Source organism: Aliamphritea ceti (assembly GCF_024347215.1).
Classification (GTDB): Bacteria; Pseudomonadota; Gammaproteobacteria; order Pseudomonadales; family Balneatricaceae; genus Amphritea; species Amphritea ceti.
Map to the genome: position 1 here is coordinate 4,771,128 of NZ_AP025282.1, position 20,309 is coordinate 4,791,436.

A 20,309-nucleotide genomic window follows, 5' to 3' on the forward strand; every position below is an offset into this window, starting at 1 on the left:
AACTCCTATTACTTAGCGATTACTTCGCCGTTGGATTTGAAGAAGCGAACTTTGTTGCCATCTTCCAGAACCTTGAAGCCAACACGATCACCTTTACCGGTAGCCGCGTTGAAGATCGCAACATTTGAAACAGCAAGCGCTGCTTCTTTTTCTACGATGCCACCAGGCTTACCCATCATAGGGTTAGGCTTAGTGTGCTTCTTCACCATGTTGATGCCAGATACAATCAGGCGATCATCAGCAAGAACGCGTAAAACCTTACCGCGCTTACCTTTATCTTTACCTGCAATGACGATTACTTCGTCGTCACGAATAATTTTCTGCATGCTTTCCTATCCTTTCCTACTACCCTCTCATGCTCAAAAACGCCAACCCCGTTAAGAGTTAGCGTTTTTCAAAAAAATCAAACTTAACGTTTAATTTTTAAAGCACTTCAGGCGCCAGGGAAATGATTTTCATAAACTTCTCTGAGCGAAGTTCACGAGTTACTGGTCCAAAAATACGTGTACCGATTGGCGCGTCGTTTGCGTTCAACATAACCGCTGAGTTTACATCAAAGCGGATAACTGAACCGTCAGGGCGACGAACACCTTTACGAGTACGAACTACAACAGCGTTAAGAACCTGGCCTTTTTTCACCTTACCGCGTGGAATTGCTTCCTTCACAGTAACTTTGATGATGTCACCCACACTCGCGTAACGGCGATGTGAGCCACCCAGGACCTTGATACACTGCACACGCTTGGCGCCGCTGTTATCAGCAACATCAAGCATAGTTTCTGTTTGAATCATGGTCTCTACTCCAAAATTCAGACTTATTCCTTCGCTTAACCACTGTTTTCACGGTGGTTTCTGGCGAAAAAACAAGTCTGCCAGAAGCAAAGGTGCGTTATATTACACCTTTACTGCCTGTTCTTCAATCTTAACTAGCGTCCAAGACTTACTTTTTGAATACGGACGGGATTCAGCGATAACCACTGTGTCACCCATGTTGCATTCATTCTGTTCGTCATGCGCATGCAGCTTAGTTGAACGAGTTACGAATTTACCGTAAATCGGATGCTTCTCTTTGCGTTCAACCAGAACGGTGATGGTTTTGTCAGCTTTGTTGCTAACAACTTTACCAATCACTGTACGAGTACGTTTTTCTGCAGCCATCATTAGTTACCTGCTTTCTCATTCAGTAAAGTCTTAGTACGGGCGATATCGCGACGCACCTGACCTAACATATGGTTCTGAGTCAGCTGACCAGTTGCTTTCTGCATACGCAGATTGAACTGATCCTTCAAAAGACCCAGCAAAGTTTGCTGTAGCTCTTCTGCGGATTGTTCGCGCAATTCAGTTGCTTTCATCACATCACCGTCCGTTTAACAATAGTGGTTGCTACTGGTAATTTAGCAGCCGCCAGATTGAATGCTTCGGTGGCCAGTTCATCAGGTACACCGCTCATTTCGAACAGTACTTTACCTGGCTGAATCTGAGCTACCCAGTATTCAACGCTACCCTTACCTTTACCCATACGTACTTCAAGTGGCTTGCCGGTAATCGGCTTATCTGGGAACACACGGATCCAGATTTTACCACCACGCTTTACGTGACGAGTCATGGTACGACGAGCAGCTTCGATCTGACGAGCTGTAATACGTCCGCGACCAGTGGCTTTAAGTGCGATTTCACCGAAGCTTACTTTGCTTCCGCGTTCCGCTAAACCACGGTTACGACCTTTCATTACCTTACGGAATTTCAGTCTTTTAGGTTGCAGCATTGATAATTACCCCTACTTTGAACCTTTCTTTTTAGGCTGAGCATTCTTCTGAGCACGCACTTCTTCAATGCCGCCCAGGATCTCGCCTTTAAAGATCCAGACTTTAATACCAAGCACACCATAAGTAGTATGCGCCTCATAAGTACCGTAATCGATATCAGCACGCAGAGTATGCAAAGGTACGCGACCTTCACGGTACCATTCGGAACGTGCGATTTCAGCACCGCCCAAACGACCACCTACCTGAATTTTGATACCCTTAGCACCCAGTCGCATAGCATTCTGTACAGAACGCTTCATTGCACGACGGAACATTACGCGACGCTCCAACTGGCTAGCTACACCTTGAGCAACCAATTTCGCATCCAGTTCTGGCTTACGGACTTCTTCGATGTTGATGTGGACAGGTACACCCATCATTTTAGAAACAGCATTACGCAGTTTCTCTACATCTTCACCTTTCTTACCAATCACGATGCCTGGACGGGCTGTGTGAATGGTGATTTTTGCATTCTGTGCAGGACGCTCGATATCGATGCGGCTCACAGATGCTGCTTTCAACTGACCTTCCAGATACTCACGTACCTGAAGGTCATTCAACAGTTTACTAGCGTATTCGTTCTTGTCTGCATACCACACAGAAGTGTGATCTTTAACAATGCCCAAACGAATACCTGTTGGATTTACCTTCTGACCCATAGTGGTATCTCCTAGCAGTCAGCGACCTTGACGGTGATGTGTGAGGTACGCTTCAGAATACGATCTGCACGACCTTTAGCACGCGGCTTAATACGCTTCATCGTCATACCTTCGTCAACGAAGATCTCAGATACGCGTAGCTCGTCAATATCAGCACCTTCGTTATGCTCTGCGTTAGCAATAGCAGACTCAAGTACCTTCTTAACTAAAACCGCACCTTTTTGAGGGCTGAAAGCCAGAATATCCAGGGCTTCACCCACCGCTTTTCCGCGGATTTGATCGGCAACCAAACGCGCTTTCTGAGCGGAGATATGGGCGCCTTTGTGCTTAGCGGCTACTTCCATTTTCTATACTCCCGAATTAGCGTTTAGCTTTCTTGTCTGCTGCATGACCCTTGTACGTACGGGTAGCGGCAAACTCGCCTAATTTATGACCAACCATGTCCTCGGTGATAAACACCGGTACGTGCTGACGGCCATTATGGACTGCAATCGTTAAGCCTACGAAGTTAGGGAACACCGTAGAGCGACGAGACCAAGTTTTGATCGGACGACGATCATTGGCCTCAATTGCAGCCTCTACCTTTTTCAACAGGTGAAGGTCAATAAAAGGACCTTTCTTCAGTGAACGTGGCACAGCTGTATCCTCTGATTATTTCGCTTGACGACGACGTACGATTAACTTATCAGTACGCTTGTTCTTACGAGTCTTAAGACCTTTAGTCGGCATACCCCATGGAGACACAGGATGACGACCACCAGAAGTACGACCTTCACCACCACCATGTGGGTGATCAACAGGGTTCATAGCAACACCACGCACCGTTGGACGCACACCGCGCCAGCGCTTAGCACCAGCCTTACCCAGAGAGCGCAGGCTGTGTTCAGAGTTGCTTACTTCACCTAAAGTCGCACAACAGTCAATTAAGACTTTACGCATTTCACCAGAACGCAGACGCAAAGTTGCGTGCGCGCCTTCGCGTGCCACTAACTGAGCAGAAGTACCGGCAGAACGTGCAATTTGAGCACCCTTACCTGGCTTCATTTCAATACAGTGAACAACGCTACCTACTGGGATGTTCCGCAGCGGCAGGCAGTTACCTGGTTTAATGTCAGCGTCCTGACCAGAAATTACACGGCTGCCAGCTTTCACGCCCTTAGGAGCAATGATGTAGCGGCGTTCACCGTCAGCGTATTTCAGCAGGGCGATATGTGCAGAACGGTTCGGATCGTATTCCAGACGCTCAACAACAGCAGGAATACCTTCTTTGTTACGACGGAAGTCGATCAGACGGTAATGCTGCTTGTGTCCGCCACCAATGTGACGAGTTGTGATGCGACCATAGGTATTACGACCACCGGTCTTGCTTTTCTTTTCGACCAGAGCAGCAAAAGGCTTGCCCTTGTGAAGATCGTTATTAACGACCTTAACAACGTGACGGCGGCCAGCAGAGGTCGGTTTAGATTTAACAATAGCCATTCTTATAACCCCTCTTATTCGCCATCGATGAAGTCGATGTCGTGACCATCAGCCAGGCATACATATGCCTTACGAATGTTAGAGCGCTTACCCAAACCACGCTGAGTGCGTTTGGTTTTACCCTTCACGTTTACGATGTTCACGCCAGTTACTTTAACTTCAAATAGCTGTTCAACGGCCTTTTTAATTTCAGGCTTGGTTGCGTCAGCCGCTACACGGAACACAACCTGCTGAGAACCTTCAGCAACGATAGTCGCTTTCTCAGAAATGTGTGGACCTAGCAGTACTTGATAGATGCGTCCTTGGTTCATGCTAACGCCTCCTCAATTTTCTTAAGAGCAGCGACAGTAACCAGAACTTTATCGAAACCAACCAGACTAACAGGATCAATGCCAGCAGCGTCGCGTACGTCTACATGAGGTACGTTACGAGCAGCAAGATACAGATTCTGTTCTACATCTTCTGTAATCAGAAGAACATTAGCCAGTTCCAGCTCATTCAACTTAGCAACGAATTGCTTAGTCTTAGGCGCTTCTACGCTGAAGTTATCAACAATAACCAGACGCTCTTGACGAACCAACTCAGAGAAGATGCAACGCATAGCTGCGCGGTACATTTTCTTGTTTACTTTCTGAGTATGGCTACGTGGTGCAGCTGCGAAAGTCACACCACCAGTACGCCACAGAGGACTACGAATAGTACCGGCACGCGCACGGCCAGTACCTTTTTGACGCCATGGCTTAGCACCACCACCGCTTACAGCGGCGCGGTTCTTTTGAGCCTTGGTGCCTTGACGACCACCGGCCAGGTACGCCGTAACGACCTGATGAACCAGTGATTCATTGAATTCTTTACCAAACGCTAGGTCGGAAACTTCAACAGATCCGCCAGCTCCTGCAAGATTCAGATTCATTACAAACCCCCTTAGGCGCCAGCTTTAACAGCTGATTTAACGAATACGTCACCGCCAGTGGCACCAGGAACAGCGCCCTTAACCAACAGCAGATTACGCTCAGCATCGATGCGAACAACTTCCAGGGACTGAACGGTTACACGCTCCGCACCCATGTGTCCTGCCATCTTCTTGCCTTTCCAAACGCGACCAGGAGTTTGACACTGACCAATAGAACCAGGAGCACGATGAGAAAGTGAGTTACCGTGAGTAGCATCTTGCATGGAGAAATTCCAACGCTTGATACCGCCCTGGAAGCCCTTACCTTTGGACTGCCCGGTTACATCAATTTTCTGACCCGCTTCGAAGCGTTCAACAGTCAGTTGATCACCAACATTTATAACTTCGTCACCTGAGAGACGGAACTCCCATAAACCGCGACCAGCTTCGGTCTCAGCTTTGGCAAAGTGACCTGCCATTGCTTTAGTAACACGGCTAGCGCGACGTGATCCTACAGTTACCTGCACAGCAGAGTAACCATCAGCATCATCAGTCTTAACCTGTGTAACCCGGTTCGGCTCCACTTCGATGACTGTGACTGGCACAGACACACCGTCTTCATTGAAGACACGTGTCATACCTGCTTTACGTCCGATTAAACCTACAGACATTTTTCTAACCTCAATTGCCAGTTGTGTACGGGGCTTTTTACCCGCTATGGCTGCCCGTCCAGGGCATTCCACACGCAAACTAAAAGTTTGCGCATCTGTCTAATTAGCCTAAGCTAATTTGCACTTCGACACCCGCAGCAAGGTCTAGCTTCATCAGTGCGTCAACAGTTTTTTCTGTTGGCTCAACGATGTCCAGAACACGCTTATGTGTGCGGATTTCGTACTGGTCACGTGCATCTTTATTCACGTGTGGCGAAATCAGCACTGTAAAGCGCTCTTTGCGAGTAGGAAGTGGGATCGGACCATGCACCTGAGCTCCAGTCCGCTTAGCAGTCTCAACGATCTCCTGAGCGGAAGAGTCAATCAGGCGATGATCAAAAGCTTTCAGACGAATTCTGATTTTTTGGTTCTGCATTTCGATCACACATTTCCTAGATTGTTAAACGGCTTGACGCCGACCTAGCCCCAATTAATGGGGTAGCGCATTCTACTGAACCCCCATAGGCAAGTCAAGGCTATTTATTAACCAGCAATAACCCCATCTAACCAAGTCTCCCTTAGAAAAGTAATTTGCACTACACAGCCTGCAACAGGACTTTTTTACAGACACAAAAAAAGACCCCGCAGGGTCTTTTTTCAGTAAAGATTATCGATTATTCGATGATCTTAGCAACAACGCCTGCACCAACTGTACGACCGCCTTCACGGATCGCAAAACGCAGACCTTCTTCCATCGCGATTGGGTTAATCAGGGTAACATCCATCTTGATGTTATCGCCTGGCATTACCATTTCAACGCCTTCTGGAAGCTCACAAGCACCGGTGATGTCAGTTGTACGGAAGTAGAACTGTGGACGGTAGCCTTTGAAGAATGGCGTGTGACGACCACCTTCATCTTTGCTCAGTACGTATACTTCACCTTCGAAACGAGTGTGAGGAGTGATAGTACCTTTCTTAGCCAGTACCTGACCACGTTCAACGTCGTCACGCTTAGTACCACGCAGCAGTACACCAACGTTCTCGCCTGCACGACCTTCGTCAAGCAGCTTACGGAACATCTCTACACCAGTACAAGTAGTTGTCTGTGTATCACGTACACCAACGATTTCTACTTCTTCACCAGTCTTAACGATGCCACGCTCAACACGACCTGTTACAACCGTACCACGACCTGAAATTGAGAATACATCTTCAATTGGCAGCAGGAATGGCTGATCGATTGCACGCTCTGGCTGAGGAATATAAGTATCCAGCGCTTCAACCAGGTTCTTAACAGCAGTTGTTCCCAACTCGTTATCGTCCTGACCGTTCAGAGCCATCAGTGCAGAACCTGCAATGATTGGAGTGTCATCACCTGGGAATTCGTACTGGTCCAGCAGCTCACGCAGCTCCATTTCAACCAGTTCCAGCATCTCAGCGTATTCTTCAGAGTCAACACCGCCGCAATCTTCAGCCAGCAGGTCAGCTTTGTTCAGGAATACTACGATGTATGGTACACCTACCTGACGAGACAGCAGGATGTGCTCACGAGTCTGTGGCATTGGGCCATCAGTCGCGCCACATACCAGAATCGCACCGTCCATCTGAGCCGCACCAGTGATCATGTTTTTAACATAATCGGCGTGACCCGGGCAGTCTACGTGCGCGTAGTGACGTTCGTTAGAATCGTATTCAACGTGAGAAGTCGCGATAGTAATACCACGCTCACGCTCTTCTGGTGCATTATCGATACCGTCAAATGCAACAGCCTCACCACCAAATACTTCTGCACATACGCGAGTCAGCGCTGCTGTCAGAGTTGTTTTACCGTGGTCAACGTGGCCAATTGTACCAACGTTAACGTGCGGCTTATTACGTTCAAATGCTTGCTTAGCCACGATCAATACCTCTTAAATAATTAGGTAATTTATTTTGCATTAATTACAGCATCAGCAACCGCTTTCGGCGCCTCTGCATAATCAAAAAATTCCATAGAATAGGTAGCACGACCCTGAGTGGCAGAACGTAGATCGGTTGCGTAACCAAACATCTCGCCCAAAGGTACCAGGGCGTTGATCACTTTGCCCGAACTACTGTCTTCCATGCCTTGTACGATACCACGACGACGGTTCAGGTCTCCCATCACATCACCCATGTTACCTTCCGGCGTTACTACTTCAACTTTCATCATCGGCTCAAGTAAGCAAGGATCAGCTTCCAGTGCAAACTTTTTCAATGCCTGTGATGCAGCGATTTTAAACGCCATTTCGTTGGAGTCTACATCATGGAAAGAACCATCAAACAAACGCGCCTTCAGACCAATCAATGGATAACCACCGATTACTCCATTCTTCATTTGCTCTTCTATCCCTTTGTGGATAGCAGGGATGTATTCTTTCGGAATCGTACCACCAACAATCTCGTTAATGAATTCCAGACCTTCATCATCAGAAGGACTAAACTCCACTACAACGTGACCGTATTGACCACGCCCACCGGACTGTCGAATAAACTTGTGGTTTGCTTCGACCGGCTGACGGATCTTTTCGCGGTAAGCCACTTGTGGCTTACCAATATTCGCTTCGACACTAAATTCACGACGCATACGATCTACCAGAATATCCAGGTGTAATTCACCCATACCTGAAATGATCGTCTGCCCGGTTTCTTCGTCGGTTTCTACACGAAAAGACGGATCCTCCTGAGCAAGTTTGCCCAGCGCAATACCCATCTTCTCCTGGTCAGCTTTGGTTCTCGGCTCTACAGCTACCGAAATAACCGGCTCAGGAAACTCCATGCGCTCCAGAACAATTTTCTTGCCCGGATCACACAAGGTGTCACCAGTGGTAACATCCTTCATACCGATCAGAGCAGCGATATCGCCTGCGCGAACCTCTTTAATCTCTTCACGGTTATTGGAGTGCATCTGCACCATACGACCAACACGCTCTTTCTTACCTTTAACAGAGTTAACAACACTGTCGCCGGTAGCCAGAACGCCGGAATACACCCGAACAAAAGTCAGTGTACCTACAAAAGGATCGGTTGCGATCTTAAACGCTAATGCCGCAAAAGGAGCCGCGTCGTCCGCCTCACGGGTTTCGAACACTTCACCTTCGTCATCTACCGCACCTTCAATCGCTTTTACTTCGACCGGAGATGGCATGTATTCGATAACAGCATCCAGCATTGCCTGCACACCCTTATTCTTGAACGCCGAACCGCACTGCATCAGCACAATATCGTTATCAAGAGTACGGGCTCGCAAACCAGCTTTAATCTCGTCGTTAGATAATTCACCTTCTTCAAGGTACTTATCCATCAACTCATCAGTTGCTTCAGCTGCCGCTTCGACCATCTGCTCACGCAGCTCGTCAGCTTTAGCCTGCAAATCCGCAGGAATATCAGCCAAATCATAGGACATGCCCTGATCACTTTCATTCCAGAGAATTGCTTTCATCCGAACAAGGTCAACTACACCCTTAAATTCTTCTTCAGCACCGATAGGCATATTAATTGGCACAGCATTAGCGCCTAGACGTTCTTTAAGCTGGTCAACAACCATATAAAAGTCTGCGCCGATACGGTCCATCTTATTGACGAACACCATCCGCGGAACTTCATACTTGTTAGCCTGACGCCAAACAGTTTCTGTTTGAGGCTGCACACCAGAGGACGCACACAGCACCACAACAGCACCATCTAATACCCGCAGGGAACGCTCAACTTCAATCGTGAAGTCAACGTGCCCCGGTGTATCAATGATATTGATGCGGTGGTCTTCGAACTGCTGATTCATGCCCTTCCAGAAACAGGTAGTCGCCGCAGAAGTAATGGTAATACCACGCTCCTGCTCTTGCTCCATCCAGTCCATGGTTGCCGCACCATCATGAACTTCACCGATCTTATGAGAAAGACCCGTGTAGAACAGTACGCGCTCAGTAGTCGTGGTTTTACCCGCGTCTACGTGTGCGCAAATACCAATGTTACGGTAACGTTTGATAGGCGTTTTACGAGCCACAACACAATCCTCAGATATTTAGAAGCGGTAGTGAGCGAATGCTTTGTTAGCTTCAGCCATGCGGTGAACGTCTTCACGCTTCTTAACCGCTGCGCCACGACCTTCAACTGCATCACCGACTTCACCAGCCAGACGCAGAGCCATGGACTTCTCACCACGCTTACGAGAAGCGTCAACTAACCAGCGCATCGCCAAAGCGTTACGACGGGAAGGACGTACTTCTACAGGCACCTGGTAAGTAGCACCACCAACACGGCGAGACTTAACCTCAACCATTGGCTGGATAGCTTCCAGAGCCTTATTGAACATTTCGATTGGATCTTCGTTAGTGCGCTCGGAAATTTTATCCAGTGCACCGTATACGATCTTTTCTGCTACGGATTTCTTACCGCTAATCATCAGGTGGTTGATGAATTTAGCCAGTGTTGTGTTTCCGAACTTAGGATCCGGCAGAATCTCACGTTTTGCCGCAACTCTTCTTCTTGGCATGATAAGCCCCTTATCAGGTCTTCAGGTTATTTCAGGAATGGATACCTGACCTTACTCTTATGTGTTTGCGATCTAGCTAAGTAGCTTGCACCCTAAAAGGGTTTGACTGGCTTCGCTGTCCCGAAAAAACTATTAAGACTTAGGACGCTTGGTACCGTACTTAGAACGACCTTGTTTACGGTCGTTAACGCCACTGGTATCCAGTGCGCCACGTACTGTGTGGTAACGAACACCCGGCAAATCTTTTACACGACCGCCACGGATCAGAACAACAGAGTGTTCCTGCAAGTTGTGACCTTCACCACCAATGTAGGAAGTCACTTCAAATCCGTTAGTCAGACGAACACGACATACTTTACGTAATGCTGAGTTCGGTTTCTTAGGGGTCGTTGTATAGACACGGGTACAAACGCCACGACGTTGAGGACATGCCTGCAGTGCAGGAACATCACTTTTAGCCGCTTTGCGTTTGCGTGGCTGTCGTACCAACTGGTTAATAGTTGCCATTAAGCAAACTCCACGCTTTAAAAAAGCACCAATAAAACGATGAGATTTTATTATCCCATCACGAAAGGGCCGAGATTGTACTCAATCTCGGCCCACCAGGTCAATATTCGACCAAACTTTTACTCTGAATCTGGCATTGCAGCCTGATTCAACGCTTCAGTCAGCGCCTGCTGAACGTCTTCTGCACTTACAGTAACGCTATCTTCAACCTGCATTGACTTACGCTTACGCTCTTTGTGATACGCCAGACCGGTACCAGCCGGAATCAGACGCCCCACAACAACGTTCTCTTTCAGACCACGTAAGTAGTCTTTCTTACCGCTCACTGCCCCTTCGGTCAGTACGCGAGTAGTTTCCTGGAAGGATGCTGCAGAGATAAAGGACTCAGTTGCCAGCGATGCCTTGGTAATACCCAGCAATACGCGGTCAAACTTAGCCAGAACTTTATCCTGTGCTTCCAAGCGCTTGTTAGCTTCCACAACGTGGTGGAACTCAACCTGCTCACCAGTAATAAAGTTGCTATCGCCGCCACCGGTAATCTCAACTTTACGCAGCATCTGACGCACAATCACTTCGATATGCTTGTCATTGATGCCTACACCCTGCAGACGGTATACATCCTGCACTTCTGTGTTGATGTATTTCGCCAGCTCGGTAACACCCTTGATGCGCAGAATGTCGTGTGGGTTAGAAGGACCATCAGAGATCACCTCACCCTTTTCAACATGCTCACCTTCAAAGATGTTCAGGTTACGCCATTTAGGAATCATGATCTCAATCGGATCAGCATCCGCAGGACTAATTACCAGACGCTTCTTACCTTTAGTCTCTTTACCGAATGTAACGGTACCGGAGATCTCGGCCAGAATTGCAGAATCCTTTGGCTTACGCGCTTCAAACAAGTCAGCTACCCGTGGCAGACCACCGGTAATATCCTTGTTCACAGAACCTTCCTGCGGGATACGCGCCAGTACATCACCAACACCTACATCTGCGCCATTGGTCCAGTTCAGGATCGCATTCGCTGGCAGCAAGTATTGTGCTGGCTGATCTGTACCCGGGTGGCACAGTTCAGCACCACTAGCGTCAACCAGTTTGATCATCGGACGAATATCTTTACCTGCTGCAGGACGCGCCGCAGGATCAAGAATTTCAATCGTAGACAAACCAGTTAATTCATCAGTCTGCTGTTTAACGGTAATACCGTCTTCCATACCAACAAATTCAATCTTACCGGCAACTTCTGAAATAACCGGGTGCGTGTGCGGATCCCAGTTAGCAACGATTGCACCAGCATCAACGCTAGAACCGTCCTGAACCTTAATCATCGCACCGTAAGGCAGCTTATAACGCTCACGCTCACGACCGTGCTCATCAGTTACACCGATCTCACCTGAACGAGAAGTCGTTACCAGTGTACCGTCAGCTTTTTCTACAGACTTCAGGTTATGCAGACGAATTTCACCAGCATTTTTAACCTGAACACTATCAACTGCTGCTGCCCGCGATGCCGCACCACCAATGTGGAAGGTACGCATGGTCAGCTGGGTACCCGGCTCACCGATTGACTGAGCAGCGATAACACCGACTGCTTCACCTGGGTTAACCAGATGACCACGACCCAGATCACGGCCGTAACAGTTAGCACATAAACCGTAAGTTGTTTCACAGCTAATTGCACTGCGCACAACAATCTCATCGATAGAAGAGTAACGCTCATTATCGCTCAGGCGCTTAACCCAAGCTTCATCCATCAGCGTACCTTTTTCGATCAGTACATTTTTACCGCTAGGATCAAATACGTCACGAGCAACGGTACGACCCAGAACACGATCACCCAGACCAACAACTACGTCGCCGCCTTCGATCAATGCCTGCATCACCAGACCTTCTTCGGTACCACAATCCTGCTCTGTGATAACCAGATCCTGCGCAACATCTACCAAACGACGCGTCAGGTAACCGGAGTTAGCCGTCTTCAGTGCCGTATCAGCAAGACCTTTACGTGCACCGTGTGTAGAGATGAAGTACTGCAGTACGTTCAGACCTTCACGGAAGTTCGCTACGATAGGCGTTTCGATGATTGAGCCATCCGGCTTAGCCATCAGACCACGCATACCCGCCAACTGACGAATCTGGGCAGCACTACCTCGGGCACCGGAATCGGCCATCATGTAAACAGAGTTAAAGGAATCCTGATCAACCAGATTACCTTCACGATCGGTAACCTCTTCTTTCTTCAGGTTATCCATCATCTTCTTAGCAAGGATTTCGTTGGCACGGGACCAGATATCGATAACCTTGTTGTATTTCTCACCCTGAGTTACCAGACCGTCTGCATACTGCATCTCGATCTCTTTAACTTCAGAGTCAGCATCATTAATGATGTTGACCTTTTCATCAGGGATTACGAAGTCATTCACACCGATAGAGGAACCAGACTGAGTCGCCTGACTAAAGCCCATGTACATCAGCTGGTCAGCAAAGATAACTGTATCTTTCAGACCAACGTTACGGTAACAAACGTTAATCAGCCGAGAGATAGCTTTCTTCGTCATCGCCTGGTTAACCAGAGAGAATGGCAGACCGCTTGGTACGATATCAAACAACATCGCACGTCCAACAGTCGTATCTACGATAGATACCTTCTCTTCTTCGTTACCTTCGATATCGCGGATAACTTCTTTAATACGTACTTTGATATTAGCCTGCAGATCAACCTGCTTAGCACCGTGCGCACGCTTAACTTCCTGGATGTCCGCAAATACCGAACCTTCACCAGCAACGTTAATACGTGAACGCGTCATCCAGTACAGACCCAGTACAACGTCCTGTGAAGGAACGATGATAGGCTCGCCGTTTGCAGGCGACAGTACGTTGTTGGTAGACATCATCAGCGCACGGGCTTCAAGCTGTGCTTCGATTGTCAGAGGCACGTGTACAGCCATCTGGTCACCATCGAAGTCGGCATTGTATGCCGCACATACCAATGGGTGCAGCTGAATAGCCTTACCTTCAATCAGCACAGGCTCAAACGCCTGAATACCTAAACGGTGAAGTGTAGGTGCACGGTTTAGCATGATTGGATGTTCGCGGATTACTTCATCCAGAATATCCCATACTAATGGCTCTTCACGCTCAACCATCTTCTTAGCAGCTTTAATCGTTGTCGCATGACCACGCAGTTCAAGCTTAGAGAAGATGAATGGCTTGAACAGCTCAAGTGCCATCTTCTTCGGCAGACCACACTGATGCAGACGCAGGTACGGACCAACTACGATTACAGAACGACCAGAGTAATCAACACGCTTACCCAGCAGGTTCTGACGGAAACGACCCTGCTTACCCTTGATCATATCAGCCAGGGACTTCAGAGGACGCTTGTTGGAACCGGTAATAGCACGACCGCGACGACCGTTATCCAACAGCGCATCAACAGATTCCTGCAACATACGCTTTTCGTTACGTACGATGATATCCGGAGCACTTAGGTCTAACAGACGCTTAAGACGGTTGTTACGGTTGATAACACGACGATACAGATCGTTCAGATCAGATGTCGCGAAACGACCACCATCCAGCGGTACAAGAGGACGCAGATCTGGCGGCAGAACCGGCAGAACATTCAGGATCATCCACTCTGGCTTGTTACCAGACTGATGGAAACCTTCCAGCAACTTCAGTCGCTTGGACATCTTCTTAATTTTAGTTTCAGAATTAGTCTGCGGTAACTCTTCACGCAGCACTTCGATCTCTTCTTTCAGATCGATAGCTTTCAATAATTCCTGAACAGCTTCAGCACCCATACGGGCATCGAAATCATCACCAAACTCTTCGAGAGCTTCAAAGTACTGCTCATCGTTCATCAGCTGGCCGCGTTCCAGGGTAGTCATACCCGGATCGATTACCACGAACGATTCAAAATACAGTACACGCTCGATATCACGCAGCGTCATATCCATCATCAGACCGATACGGGACGGCAGTGATTTCAGGAACCAGATATGCGCAACCGGAGATGCCAGTTCAATGTGACCCATACGTTCACGACGAACTTTGGCCAGTGCAACTTCAACGCCACACTTCTCACAGATAACACCGCGATGCTTAAGACGCTTGTACTTACCACACAGGCATTCGTAATCTTTTACCGGACCAAAAATCTTTGCACAGAACAGACCATCACGCTCTGGCTTGAAAGTACGGTAGTTAATGGTCTCTGGCTTTTTTACTTCGCCAAAAGACCAGGAACGAATCATCTCAGGGGAAGCCAGGCCGATACGGATCGAATCGAACTCTTCCTGTTGTCCCTGGGATTTAAGCAGATTTAATAAATCTTTCATTTTCTTCGGCTCCTCGGGGGAGTATGCCGCCGAACGCTGTTGTCGGCGGCAAACTATCCGTTAACGGCTTATTCAGCTTCCAGTTCGATGTCGATACCCAACGAACGGATCTCTTTGACCAGTACGTTGAAGGACTCAGGCATGCCTGGCTCCATACGATGATCACCATCAACGATGTTTTTATACATCTTGGTACGGCCGTTTACGTCATCGGACTTAACCGTCAACATTTCTTGTAGCGTATAAGCTGCACCGTACGCCTCCAATGCCCACACTTCCATCTCACCGAAGCGCTGACCACCGAATTGCGCCTTACCACCCAGCGGCTGCTGAGTAACCAGGCTGTACGAACCTGTAGAACGGGCGTGCATCTTATCGTCAACCAGGTGGTTAAGTTTCAGCATGTACATGTAACCAACTGTTACATGACGGCTAAACTCGTCACCGGTACGACCATCAAACAGTTTGAACTGTCCAGTGTCGCTCAGACCTGCCATGCGCAGCAGTTCCTTAACTTCAACTTCTTTGGCACCGTCAAATACTGCTGTGGCCAGTGGAACACCGCCCTTCAGGTTCTTCGCCAGCTCCAGTACATCGTCGTCGCTCAGGCTATCGATATCTTCGTGACGGCCTGACTTGAAGCCACCCAGCTCGCTGTTGTACACGCGACCCAGGAATTCACGAATTTCTTTAACTTTCTCGATACGCTCACGCTCAGCGTCCAACATGGCATTGATCTTACGACCCAGACCTTTGGCAGCCATACCCATGTGGGTTTCCAGTACCTGACCAACGTTCATACGCGACGGTACACCCAGCGGGTTAAGCACGATATCAACCGGCTCGCCATTTTCGTCATAAGGCATATCTTCAACCGGCATGATTACCGAGATAACACCCTTGTTACCGTGACGACCCGCCATCTTGTCACCCGGCTGGATGCGACGCTTGGTAGCTACGTAAACTTTAACGATTTTCTGTACGCCCGGCGCCATATCATCGCCAGTCTGCAACTTGCTCTTCTTGTCTTCGAACTTGTTATCCAGCTCTACACGACGTTCTTCAAGTTGCTGTTGAGCCAGTTCAAGCTGTTCCTGTACTGCTTCATCAGCAACACGGATGTTGAACCACTCAGTCTTTTTCAGTTCAGCCAGGAAGGCAGCAGAAATTTCTTCGCCTTTCTTCAGACCTGCACCACCTTCGGCTTTCAGTCCCAGTAACGCACGCTCAAGACGCTCGAAGGTAGCCTGCTCAACAATGCGCAGCTCTTCGTTAAGGTCTTTACGGATACGATCCAGTTCTGCAGTCTCAATAGACAGCGCACGCTCATCTTTAGCAACACCGTCACGGGTGAATACCTGTACGTCGATAACCTTACCAACAGTACCAGTCTTAACACGCAGAGACGTATCTTTAACGTCAGATGCTTTTTCACCAAAGATTGCACGTAGCAGTTTTTCTTCCGGTGTTAGCTGAGTTTCACCTTTAGGCGTAACTTTACCAACCAGAATATCGCCAGGACCTACTTCTGCACCGATGTGAACGATACCTGCTTCATCCAGCTTAGCCAGAGCAGATTCACCCACGTTCGGGATATCAGAGGTAATCTCTTCAGCACCCAGCTTAGTATCACGCGCCACACAGGTCAGTTCCTGAATGTGGATCGTAGTGAAACGGTCTTCCTGAACAACTCGTTCAGAAATAAGGATGGAATCCTCGAAGTTGTAACCATTCCACGGCATAAATGCGATACGCATGTTCTGACCAAGCGCCAGCTCACCCAGGTCAACGGACGGGCCGTCAGCCATGATATCACCGCGCTCAACTGTTTCGCCCTGACGGACGATTGAACGCTGGTTAATACAGGTGTTCTGGTTAGAACGGGTGTATTTAGTCAGGTTGTAGATATCTACACCCGCATCACCCGCATCAGTTTCTGCATCATTTACACGTACAACAATACGTGCCGCATCTACTGATTCGATCACACCGCCACGCTGAGCGGTAACACACACACCAGAGTCACGGGCAACATAACGCTCCATGCCAGTACCAACCAGCGGCTTATCAGCACGCAATGTAGGTACAGCCTGACGCTGCATGTTTGAACCCATCAATGCACGGTTAGCATCATCGTGTTCCAGGAACGGGATCAGCGCGGCTGCAACGGATACTACCTGACGTGGAGAAACATCCATGTAGGTAACTTTTTCCGGAGCCATTACGGTGAATTCGTTCTGGTGACGTACCGCTACCAGCTCATCAGTCAGACGCTTGTTATCATCCATACCGGCAGAAGCCTGAGCGATAACGTGACGACCTTCTTCAATTGCTGACAGGTATTCAATATCATCAGTAACCAGACCATCCACCACCTTACGGTAAGGACTCTCCAGGAAACCGAAATCGTTAGTGCGCGCATATGTCGCCAACGAGTTGATCAGACCGATGTTTGGACCTTCCGGCGTTTCGATTGGACATACACGACCATAATGCGTTGGGTGTACATCTCGAACCTCAAAACCAGCACGCTCACGAGTCAGACCACCAGGCCCTAATGCCGACACACGACGCTTGTGAGTAACTTCTGACAGCGGGTTGTTCTGATCCATAAACTGAGACAGCTGACTGGAACCGAAGAACTCTTTAACTGCCGCAGCAACAGGCTTAGCGTTAATCAGATCCTGAGGCATCAGGTTATCAGACTCAGCCATGCTCAGACGTTCACGAACTGCACGCTCTACCCGTACCAGTCCTACACGGAACTGGTTCTCGGCCATCTCGCCAACAGAACGAATACGACGGTTACCCAGGTGATCGATATCATCAACCACACCTTTACCGTTACGGATGTCGATCAGGGTCTTCATTACATCCAGGATATCTTCTTTATCCAGGATGCCAGCACCAGTTTCAACTTCACGCGCCAGACGACGGTTAAACTTCATCCGACCAACAGCAGACAGATCATAACGGTCATCGCTGAAGAACAGGTTTTCGAACAGGCTTTCAGCTGACTCTTTAGTCGGCGGCTCGCCTGGACGCATCATGCGGTAAATTTCTACCAAAGCTTCTAACTGGCTACGCGTAGTATCTACACGTAAAGTGTCAGAAATAAAGGAACCACAATCCAGCTCATTGGTATACAGCGTCTGGAATTCACTGATACCTGCCGCACGCATTTGCTCCAGCAGTTCTTCAGTAATTTCAGCATTACCTTCGCACAACAGCTCACCAGTAGACGCATCTACGATGTCGCGTGCCATGACCTTACCTACCAGATATTCAACAGGAACATCCAGCTGTGTCATGCCATCTTTTTCAATTTGGCGAATATGACGAGGCGTAATACGACGACCAGACTCAACGATTACGTTACCGCTGGTGTCTTTAATATCAAATGTAGCGGTTTCACCACGCAAACGCGCAGGTACCAGCGTCATCAGAAACGCATCGTCAGCCAGCGTCCAACCGGTGTTATCAAAGAAAGTTTCGAGGATCTCTTCAGCGGTATAACCCAGCGCGCGCAGCAAAATAGTTGCCGGCAGCTTACGTCGACGGTCAATCCGTACAAACAGGTTATCTTTAGGATCAAACTCGAAATCCAACCATGAACCACGGTAAGGAATTACGCGAGCAGAGTACAACAGCTTACCGGATGAGTGCGTCTTGCCCTTATCATGGTCGAAAAACACACCAGGTGAACGGTGCAGCTGAGATACAATTACACGTTCAGTACCATTCACGACGAAGGTACCGTTGTCAGTCATCAGAGGCATTTCGCCCATGTAGACTTCTTGTTCTTTAATGTCTTTGATCGCTTTGTTCGAAGACTCGCGATCATAAATCACCAAACGTACTTTTACGCGCAGCGGTGCCGCATAGGTGATACCACGCATCTGACATTCTTTAACGTCAAACACTGGCTCGCCTAGACGATAACCTACATATTCCAGCGCGGCGTTTCCTGAGTAGGAAACAATTGGGAATACGGAACTGAAAGCCGCATGCAACCCGGCATCTTTACGTTCTGCGGGATTAGCATCCAGTTGGAGGAATTTCAAATATGAATCCAACTGAATCGCCAGCAGATAAGGCACATCCATCGCTTCGGGTAATTTTCCGAAGTCCTTACGGATGCGTTTCTTTTCAGTATATGAGTAAGCCATCTAAGTTCCCCAGCATCTGCACCTGAAAGATTCGTCCAGATCGAAGGTTAATTCTCGATCTGTGAACCGTTATTATTTATGTGACTAATAACGGAAAAAGGCCGGTGACATTTTGTCACCAGCCGTATGTGTATCAGCTAACTATTTAGAAATAGCAGTAGCATGACACAAGGCATAAAAGCCCTTACTTAACTTCAACAGATGCGCCAGCTTCTTCCAGAGCAGCTTTCAGCTCTTCAGCTTCATCTTTGCTAACGCCTTCTTTAACAGCTGCTGGAGCGCCGTCTACCATGCCTTTAGCTTCTTTCAAGCCCAGACCAGTAGCTGCACGAACAGCCTTGATTACGTTAACTTTCTTGTCGCCAACAGCAGTCAGAATTACGTCGAATTCAGTCTGTTCTTCAGCAGCACCGCCAGCGTCGCCGCCAGCAGCAACAGCTACAGCAGCAGCTGCAGATACGCCGAATTTTTCTTCCATTGCGCTAACCAGCTCAACAACGTCCATTACAGACATTTCAGCGATTGCATTCAAGATATCATCTTTAGACAAAGACATGGTTCAATTCCTAAAATAGGGAGCTCAGTAAGCTCGAATAATCTATTTAAAAAGCGCTTAAAATTAAGCTGCTTCTTGTTCTTTCTGGTCGCGAAGGGCCGCCAAAGTGCGGACCAGCTTGCCTGCTGCTGCTTCTTTCATAGTGCGCATCAGCATTGCAATACCTTCGTCGTATGTTGGCAACGCAGCCAACATGTCTACAGCAACTACCTGACCTTCAAACACAGCGGTTTTCAGCTCAAACTTGTCATTCTTTTTCGCGAAATCCTTCAGGATTCGCGCACCGGCACCTGGGTGCTCGATAGAGAATGCAATTAGAGTAGGGCCTACGAATGAATCATTCAGACATTCGTAATCAGTGCCTTCTACTGCACGGCGAGCCAGGGTGTTACGTACGACTTTTAGCCATACACCCGCTTCGCGCGCCTGCTTACGCAGTTCAGTCATTGTCTCAACGGAAACACCGCGTGAGTCAGCAACAACAGCAGAAAGAGCACCTTTAGCAGCTTCCTGGACTTCAGCGACGATCGCTTTTTTGTCTTCGAGTCCTAATGCCACGATTTACTCCTGGGTTAGTCTTAATCGACTGTTTACCAATCGCTTCATCTAAAACAGATAAAGCGCCGAGTACGGTGGTTGAATTGATCCTGTTAAGGGGATCACACCGTCTGCGCAGGCCGGTAACCATTAAGATCAACAACTAAGCTGATCACCTGCGGTCTTTGACAGCCTCCGTAAT

Annotated in this window: 21 protein-coding genes; all 21 read right to left on the reverse strand. The window is 48.4% G+C overall.

Features of this window, described 5'->3' with window-relative positions; all coding sequences use genetic code 11:
* Positions 1-8: 8 nt before the first annotated feature.
* The 21 genes from rplX to rplJ all read right to left on the reverse strand — a co-directional run bounded on the left by rplX (position 9) and on the right by rplJ (position 20,128).
* On the reverse strand, positions 9-326 hold the full coding sequence (gene rplX / locus OCU49_RS21610) for a 50S ribosomal protein L24 (RefSeq protein WP_261842600.1): 318 nt from the start codon (positions 324-326) through the stop codon (positions 9-11).
* 97 nt (positions 327-423) lie between these two features.
* Positions 424-792 carry a 50S ribosomal protein L14 gene (gene rplN, locus OCU49_RS21615; RefSeq protein ID WP_261842601.1) on the reverse strand — a complete coding sequence of 123 codons (369 nt, stop codon included), beginning with the start codon at positions 790-792 and terminating at the stop codon, positions 424-426.
* A 102-nt stretch (positions 793-894) separates the two neighbouring features.
* Entirely contained in the window at positions 895-1,158 is a 264-nt protein-coding gene (gene rpsQ / locus OCU49_RS21620) for a 30S ribosomal protein S17 (RefSeq protein ID WP_446680417.1), read from the reverse strand.
* Positions 1,159-1,160: 2 nt separating this feature from the next.
* Entirely contained in the window at positions 1,161-1,352 is a 192-nt protein-coding gene (gene rpmC / locus OCU49_RS21625) for a 50S ribosomal protein L29 (protein WP_261845276.1), read from the reverse strand.
* Positions 1,352-1,765 carry a 50S ribosomal protein L16 gene (rplP, locus tag OCU49_RS21630; RefSeq protein WP_261842603.1) on the reverse strand — a complete coding sequence of 138 codons (414 nt, stop codon included), beginning with the start codon at positions 1,763-1,765 and terminating at the stop codon, positions 1,352-1,354. The genes rpmC and rplP overlap by 1 nt, the downstream gene beginning before the upstream one ends.
* 12 nt (positions 1,766-1,777) lie before the next feature.
* Positions 1,778-2,464, reverse strand: a complete 687-nt coding sequence (gene rpsC / locus OCU49_RS21635) for a 30S ribosomal protein S3 (protein ID WP_261842604.1) — start codon at positions 2,462-2,464, stop codon at positions 1,778-1,780.
* A gap of 11 nt (positions 2,465-2,475) precedes the next feature.
* Complete coding sequence (gene rplV, locus OCU49_RS21640) at positions 2,476-2,808, reverse strand: 50S ribosomal protein L22 (protein ID WP_205659839.1); 333 nt, start codon at positions 2,806-2,808, stop codon at positions 2,476-2,478.
* A 16-nt stretch (positions 2,809-2,824) separates the two neighbouring features.
* Positions 2,825-3,100, reverse strand: a complete 276-nt coding sequence (gene rpsS, locus OCU49_RS21645) for a 30S ribosomal protein S19 (RefSeq protein WP_205659838.1) — start codon at positions 3,098-3,100, stop codon at positions 2,825-2,827.
* 15 nt (positions 3,101-3,115) lie between these two features.
* A complete protein-coding gene (gene rplB / locus OCU49_RS21650; RefSeq protein WP_261842605.1) occupies positions 3,116-3,943 on the reverse strand; it encodes a 50S ribosomal protein L2 in 828 nt (275 codons plus the stop codon).
* 14 nt (positions 3,944-3,957) lie between these two features.
* Complete coding sequence (gene rplW, locus OCU49_RS21655; protein WP_205659836.1) at positions 3,958-4,254, reverse strand: 50S ribosomal protein L23; 297 nt, start codon at positions 4,252-4,254, stop codon at positions 3,958-3,960.
* Positions 4,251-4,856, reverse strand: a complete 606-nt coding sequence (gene rplD, locus OCU49_RS21660) for a 50S ribosomal protein L4 (RefSeq protein ID WP_261842606.1) — start codon at positions 4,854-4,856, stop codon at positions 4,251-4,253. Before rplD ends, rplW begins: the two co-directional genes overlap by 4 nt.
* 11 nt (positions 4,857-4,867) lie before the next feature.
* Complete coding sequence (rplC, locus tag OCU49_RS21665; RefSeq protein ID WP_261842607.1) at positions 4,868-5,506, reverse strand: 50S ribosomal protein L3; 639 nt, start codon at positions 5,504-5,506, stop codon at positions 4,868-4,870.
* A 103-nt stretch (positions 5,507-5,609) separates the two neighbouring features.
* Positions 5,610-5,921 (reverse strand): 30S ribosomal protein S10, encoded by a 312-nt coding sequence (gene rpsJ / locus OCU49_RS21670; protein WP_036511965.1) that lies wholly within the window; start codon positions 5,919-5,921, stop codon positions 5,610-5,612.
* Positions 5,922-6,159: 238 nt separating this feature from the next.
* Positions 6,160-7,383, reverse strand: coding sequence for an elongation factor Tu (gene tuf / locus OCU49_RS21675; protein WP_261842608.1), 1,224 nt, complete (start codon positions 7,381-7,383; stop codon positions 6,160-6,162).
* A 29-nt stretch (positions 7,384-7,412) separates the two neighbouring features.
* Entirely contained in the window at positions 7,413-9,506 is a 2,094-nt protein-coding gene (fusA, locus tag OCU49_RS21680) for an elongation factor G (protein WP_261842609.1), read from the reverse strand.
* An 18-nt stretch (positions 9,507-9,524) separates the two neighbouring features.
* Positions 9,525-9,995: a 30S ribosomal protein S7 gene (gene rpsG / locus OCU49_RS21685; protein WP_261842610.1), complete on the reverse strand. Its 471-nt coding sequence runs from the start codon at positions 9,993-9,995 to the stop codon at positions 9,525-9,527.
* A 132-nt stretch (positions 9,996-10,127) separates the two neighbouring features.
* On the reverse strand, positions 10,128-10,502 hold the full coding sequence (gene rpsL, locus OCU49_RS21690) for a 30S ribosomal protein S12 (protein ID WP_205660170.1): 375 nt from the start codon (positions 10,500-10,502) through the stop codon (positions 10,128-10,130).
* 119 nt (positions 10,503-10,621) lie between these two features.
* Positions 10,622-14,845: a DNA-directed RNA polymerase subunit beta' gene (gene rpoC, locus OCU49_RS21695; protein WP_261842611.1), complete on the reverse strand. Its 4,224-nt coding sequence runs from the start codon at positions 14,843-14,845 to the stop codon at positions 10,622-10,624.
* A 68-nt stretch (positions 14,846-14,913) separates the two neighbouring features.
* Entirely contained in the window at positions 14,914-19,014 is a 4,101-nt protein-coding gene (gene rpoB / locus OCU49_RS21700; RefSeq protein WP_261842612.1) for a DNA-directed RNA polymerase subunit beta, read from the reverse strand.
* 184 nt (positions 19,015-19,198) lie between these two features.
* The gene (rplL, locus tag OCU49_RS21705; RefSeq protein WP_261842613.1) at positions 19,199-19,570 is read right to left on the reverse strand and encodes a 50S ribosomal protein L7/L12; all 372 of its coding nucleotides are present in this window, start codon (positions 19,568-19,570) and stop codon (positions 19,199-19,201) included.
* A 63-nt stretch (positions 19,571-19,633) separates the two neighbouring features.
* Entirely contained in the window at positions 19,634-20,128 is a 495-nt protein-coding gene (gene rplJ / locus OCU49_RS21710; RefSeq protein WP_261842614.1) for a 50S ribosomal protein L10, read from the reverse strand.
* Positions 20,129-20,309 lie beyond the last annotated feature (181 nt).

Bases quoted from the DNA above. Each gene is read 5' to 3' on its own strand.
- rplX (WP_261842600.1), bottom strand. From the start codon at position 326: ATGCAGAAAATTATTCGTGACGACGAAGTAATCGTCATTGCAGGTAAA.
- rplN (WP_261842601.1), bottom strand. From the start codon at position 792: ATGATTCAAACAGAAACTATGCTTGATGTTGCTGATAACAGCGGCGCC.
- rpsQ (WP_446680417.1), bottom strand. From the start codon at position 1,158: ATGGCTGCAGAAAAACGTACTCGTACAGTGATTGGTAAAGTTGTTAGC.
- rpmC (WP_261845276.1), bottom strand. From the start codon at position 1,352: ATGAAAGCAACTGAATTGCGCGAACAATCCGCAGAAGAGCTACAGCAA.
- rplP (WP_261842603.1), bottom strand. From the start codon at position 1,765: ATGCTGCAACCTAAAAGACTGAAATTCCGTAAGGTAATGAAAGGTCGT.
- rpsC (WP_261842604.1), bottom strand. From the start codon at position 2,464: ATGGGTCAGAAGGTAAATCCAACAGGTATTCGTTTGGGCATTGTTAAA.
- rplV (WP_205659839.1), bottom strand. From the start codon at position 2,808: ATGGAAGTAGCCGCTAAGCACAAAGGCGCCCATATCTCCGCTCAGAAA.
- rplB (WP_261842605.1), bottom strand. From the start codon at position 3,943: ATGGCTATTGTTAAATCTAAACCGACCTCTGCTGGCCGCCGTCACGTT.
- rplW (WP_205659836.1), bottom strand. From the start codon at position 4,254: ATGAACCAAGGACGCATCTATCAAGTACTGCTAGGTCCACACATTTCT.
- rplD (WP_261842606.1), bottom strand. From the start codon at position 4,856: ATGAATCTGAATCTTGCAGGAGCTGGCGGATCTGTTGAAGTTTCCGAC.
- rplC (WP_261842607.1), bottom strand. From the start codon at position 5,506: ATGTCTGTAGGTTTAATCGGACGTAAAGCAGGTATGACACGTGTCTTC.
- rpsJ (WP_036511965.1), bottom strand. From the start codon at position 5,921: ATGCAGAACCAAAAAATCAGAATTCGTCTGAAAGCTTTTGATCATCGC.
- rpsG (WP_261842610.1), bottom strand. From the start codon at position 9,995: ATGCCAAGAAGAAGAGTTGCGGCAAAACGTGAGATTCTGCCGGATCCT.
- rpsL (WP_205660170.1), bottom strand. From the start codon at position 10,502: ATGGCAACTATTAACCAGTTGGTACGACAGCCACGCAAACGCAAAGCG.
- rpoC (WP_261842611.1), bottom strand. From the start codon at position 14,845: ATGAAAGATTTATTAAATCTGCTTAAATCCCAGGGACAACAGGAAGAG.
- rpoB (WP_261842612.1), bottom strand. From the start codon at position 19,014: ATGGCTTACTCATATACTGAAAAGAAACGCATCCGTAAGGACTTCGGA.
- rplL (WP_261842613.1), bottom strand. From the start codon at position 19,570: ATGTCTTTGTCTAAAGATGATATCTTGAATGCAATCGCTGAAATGTCT.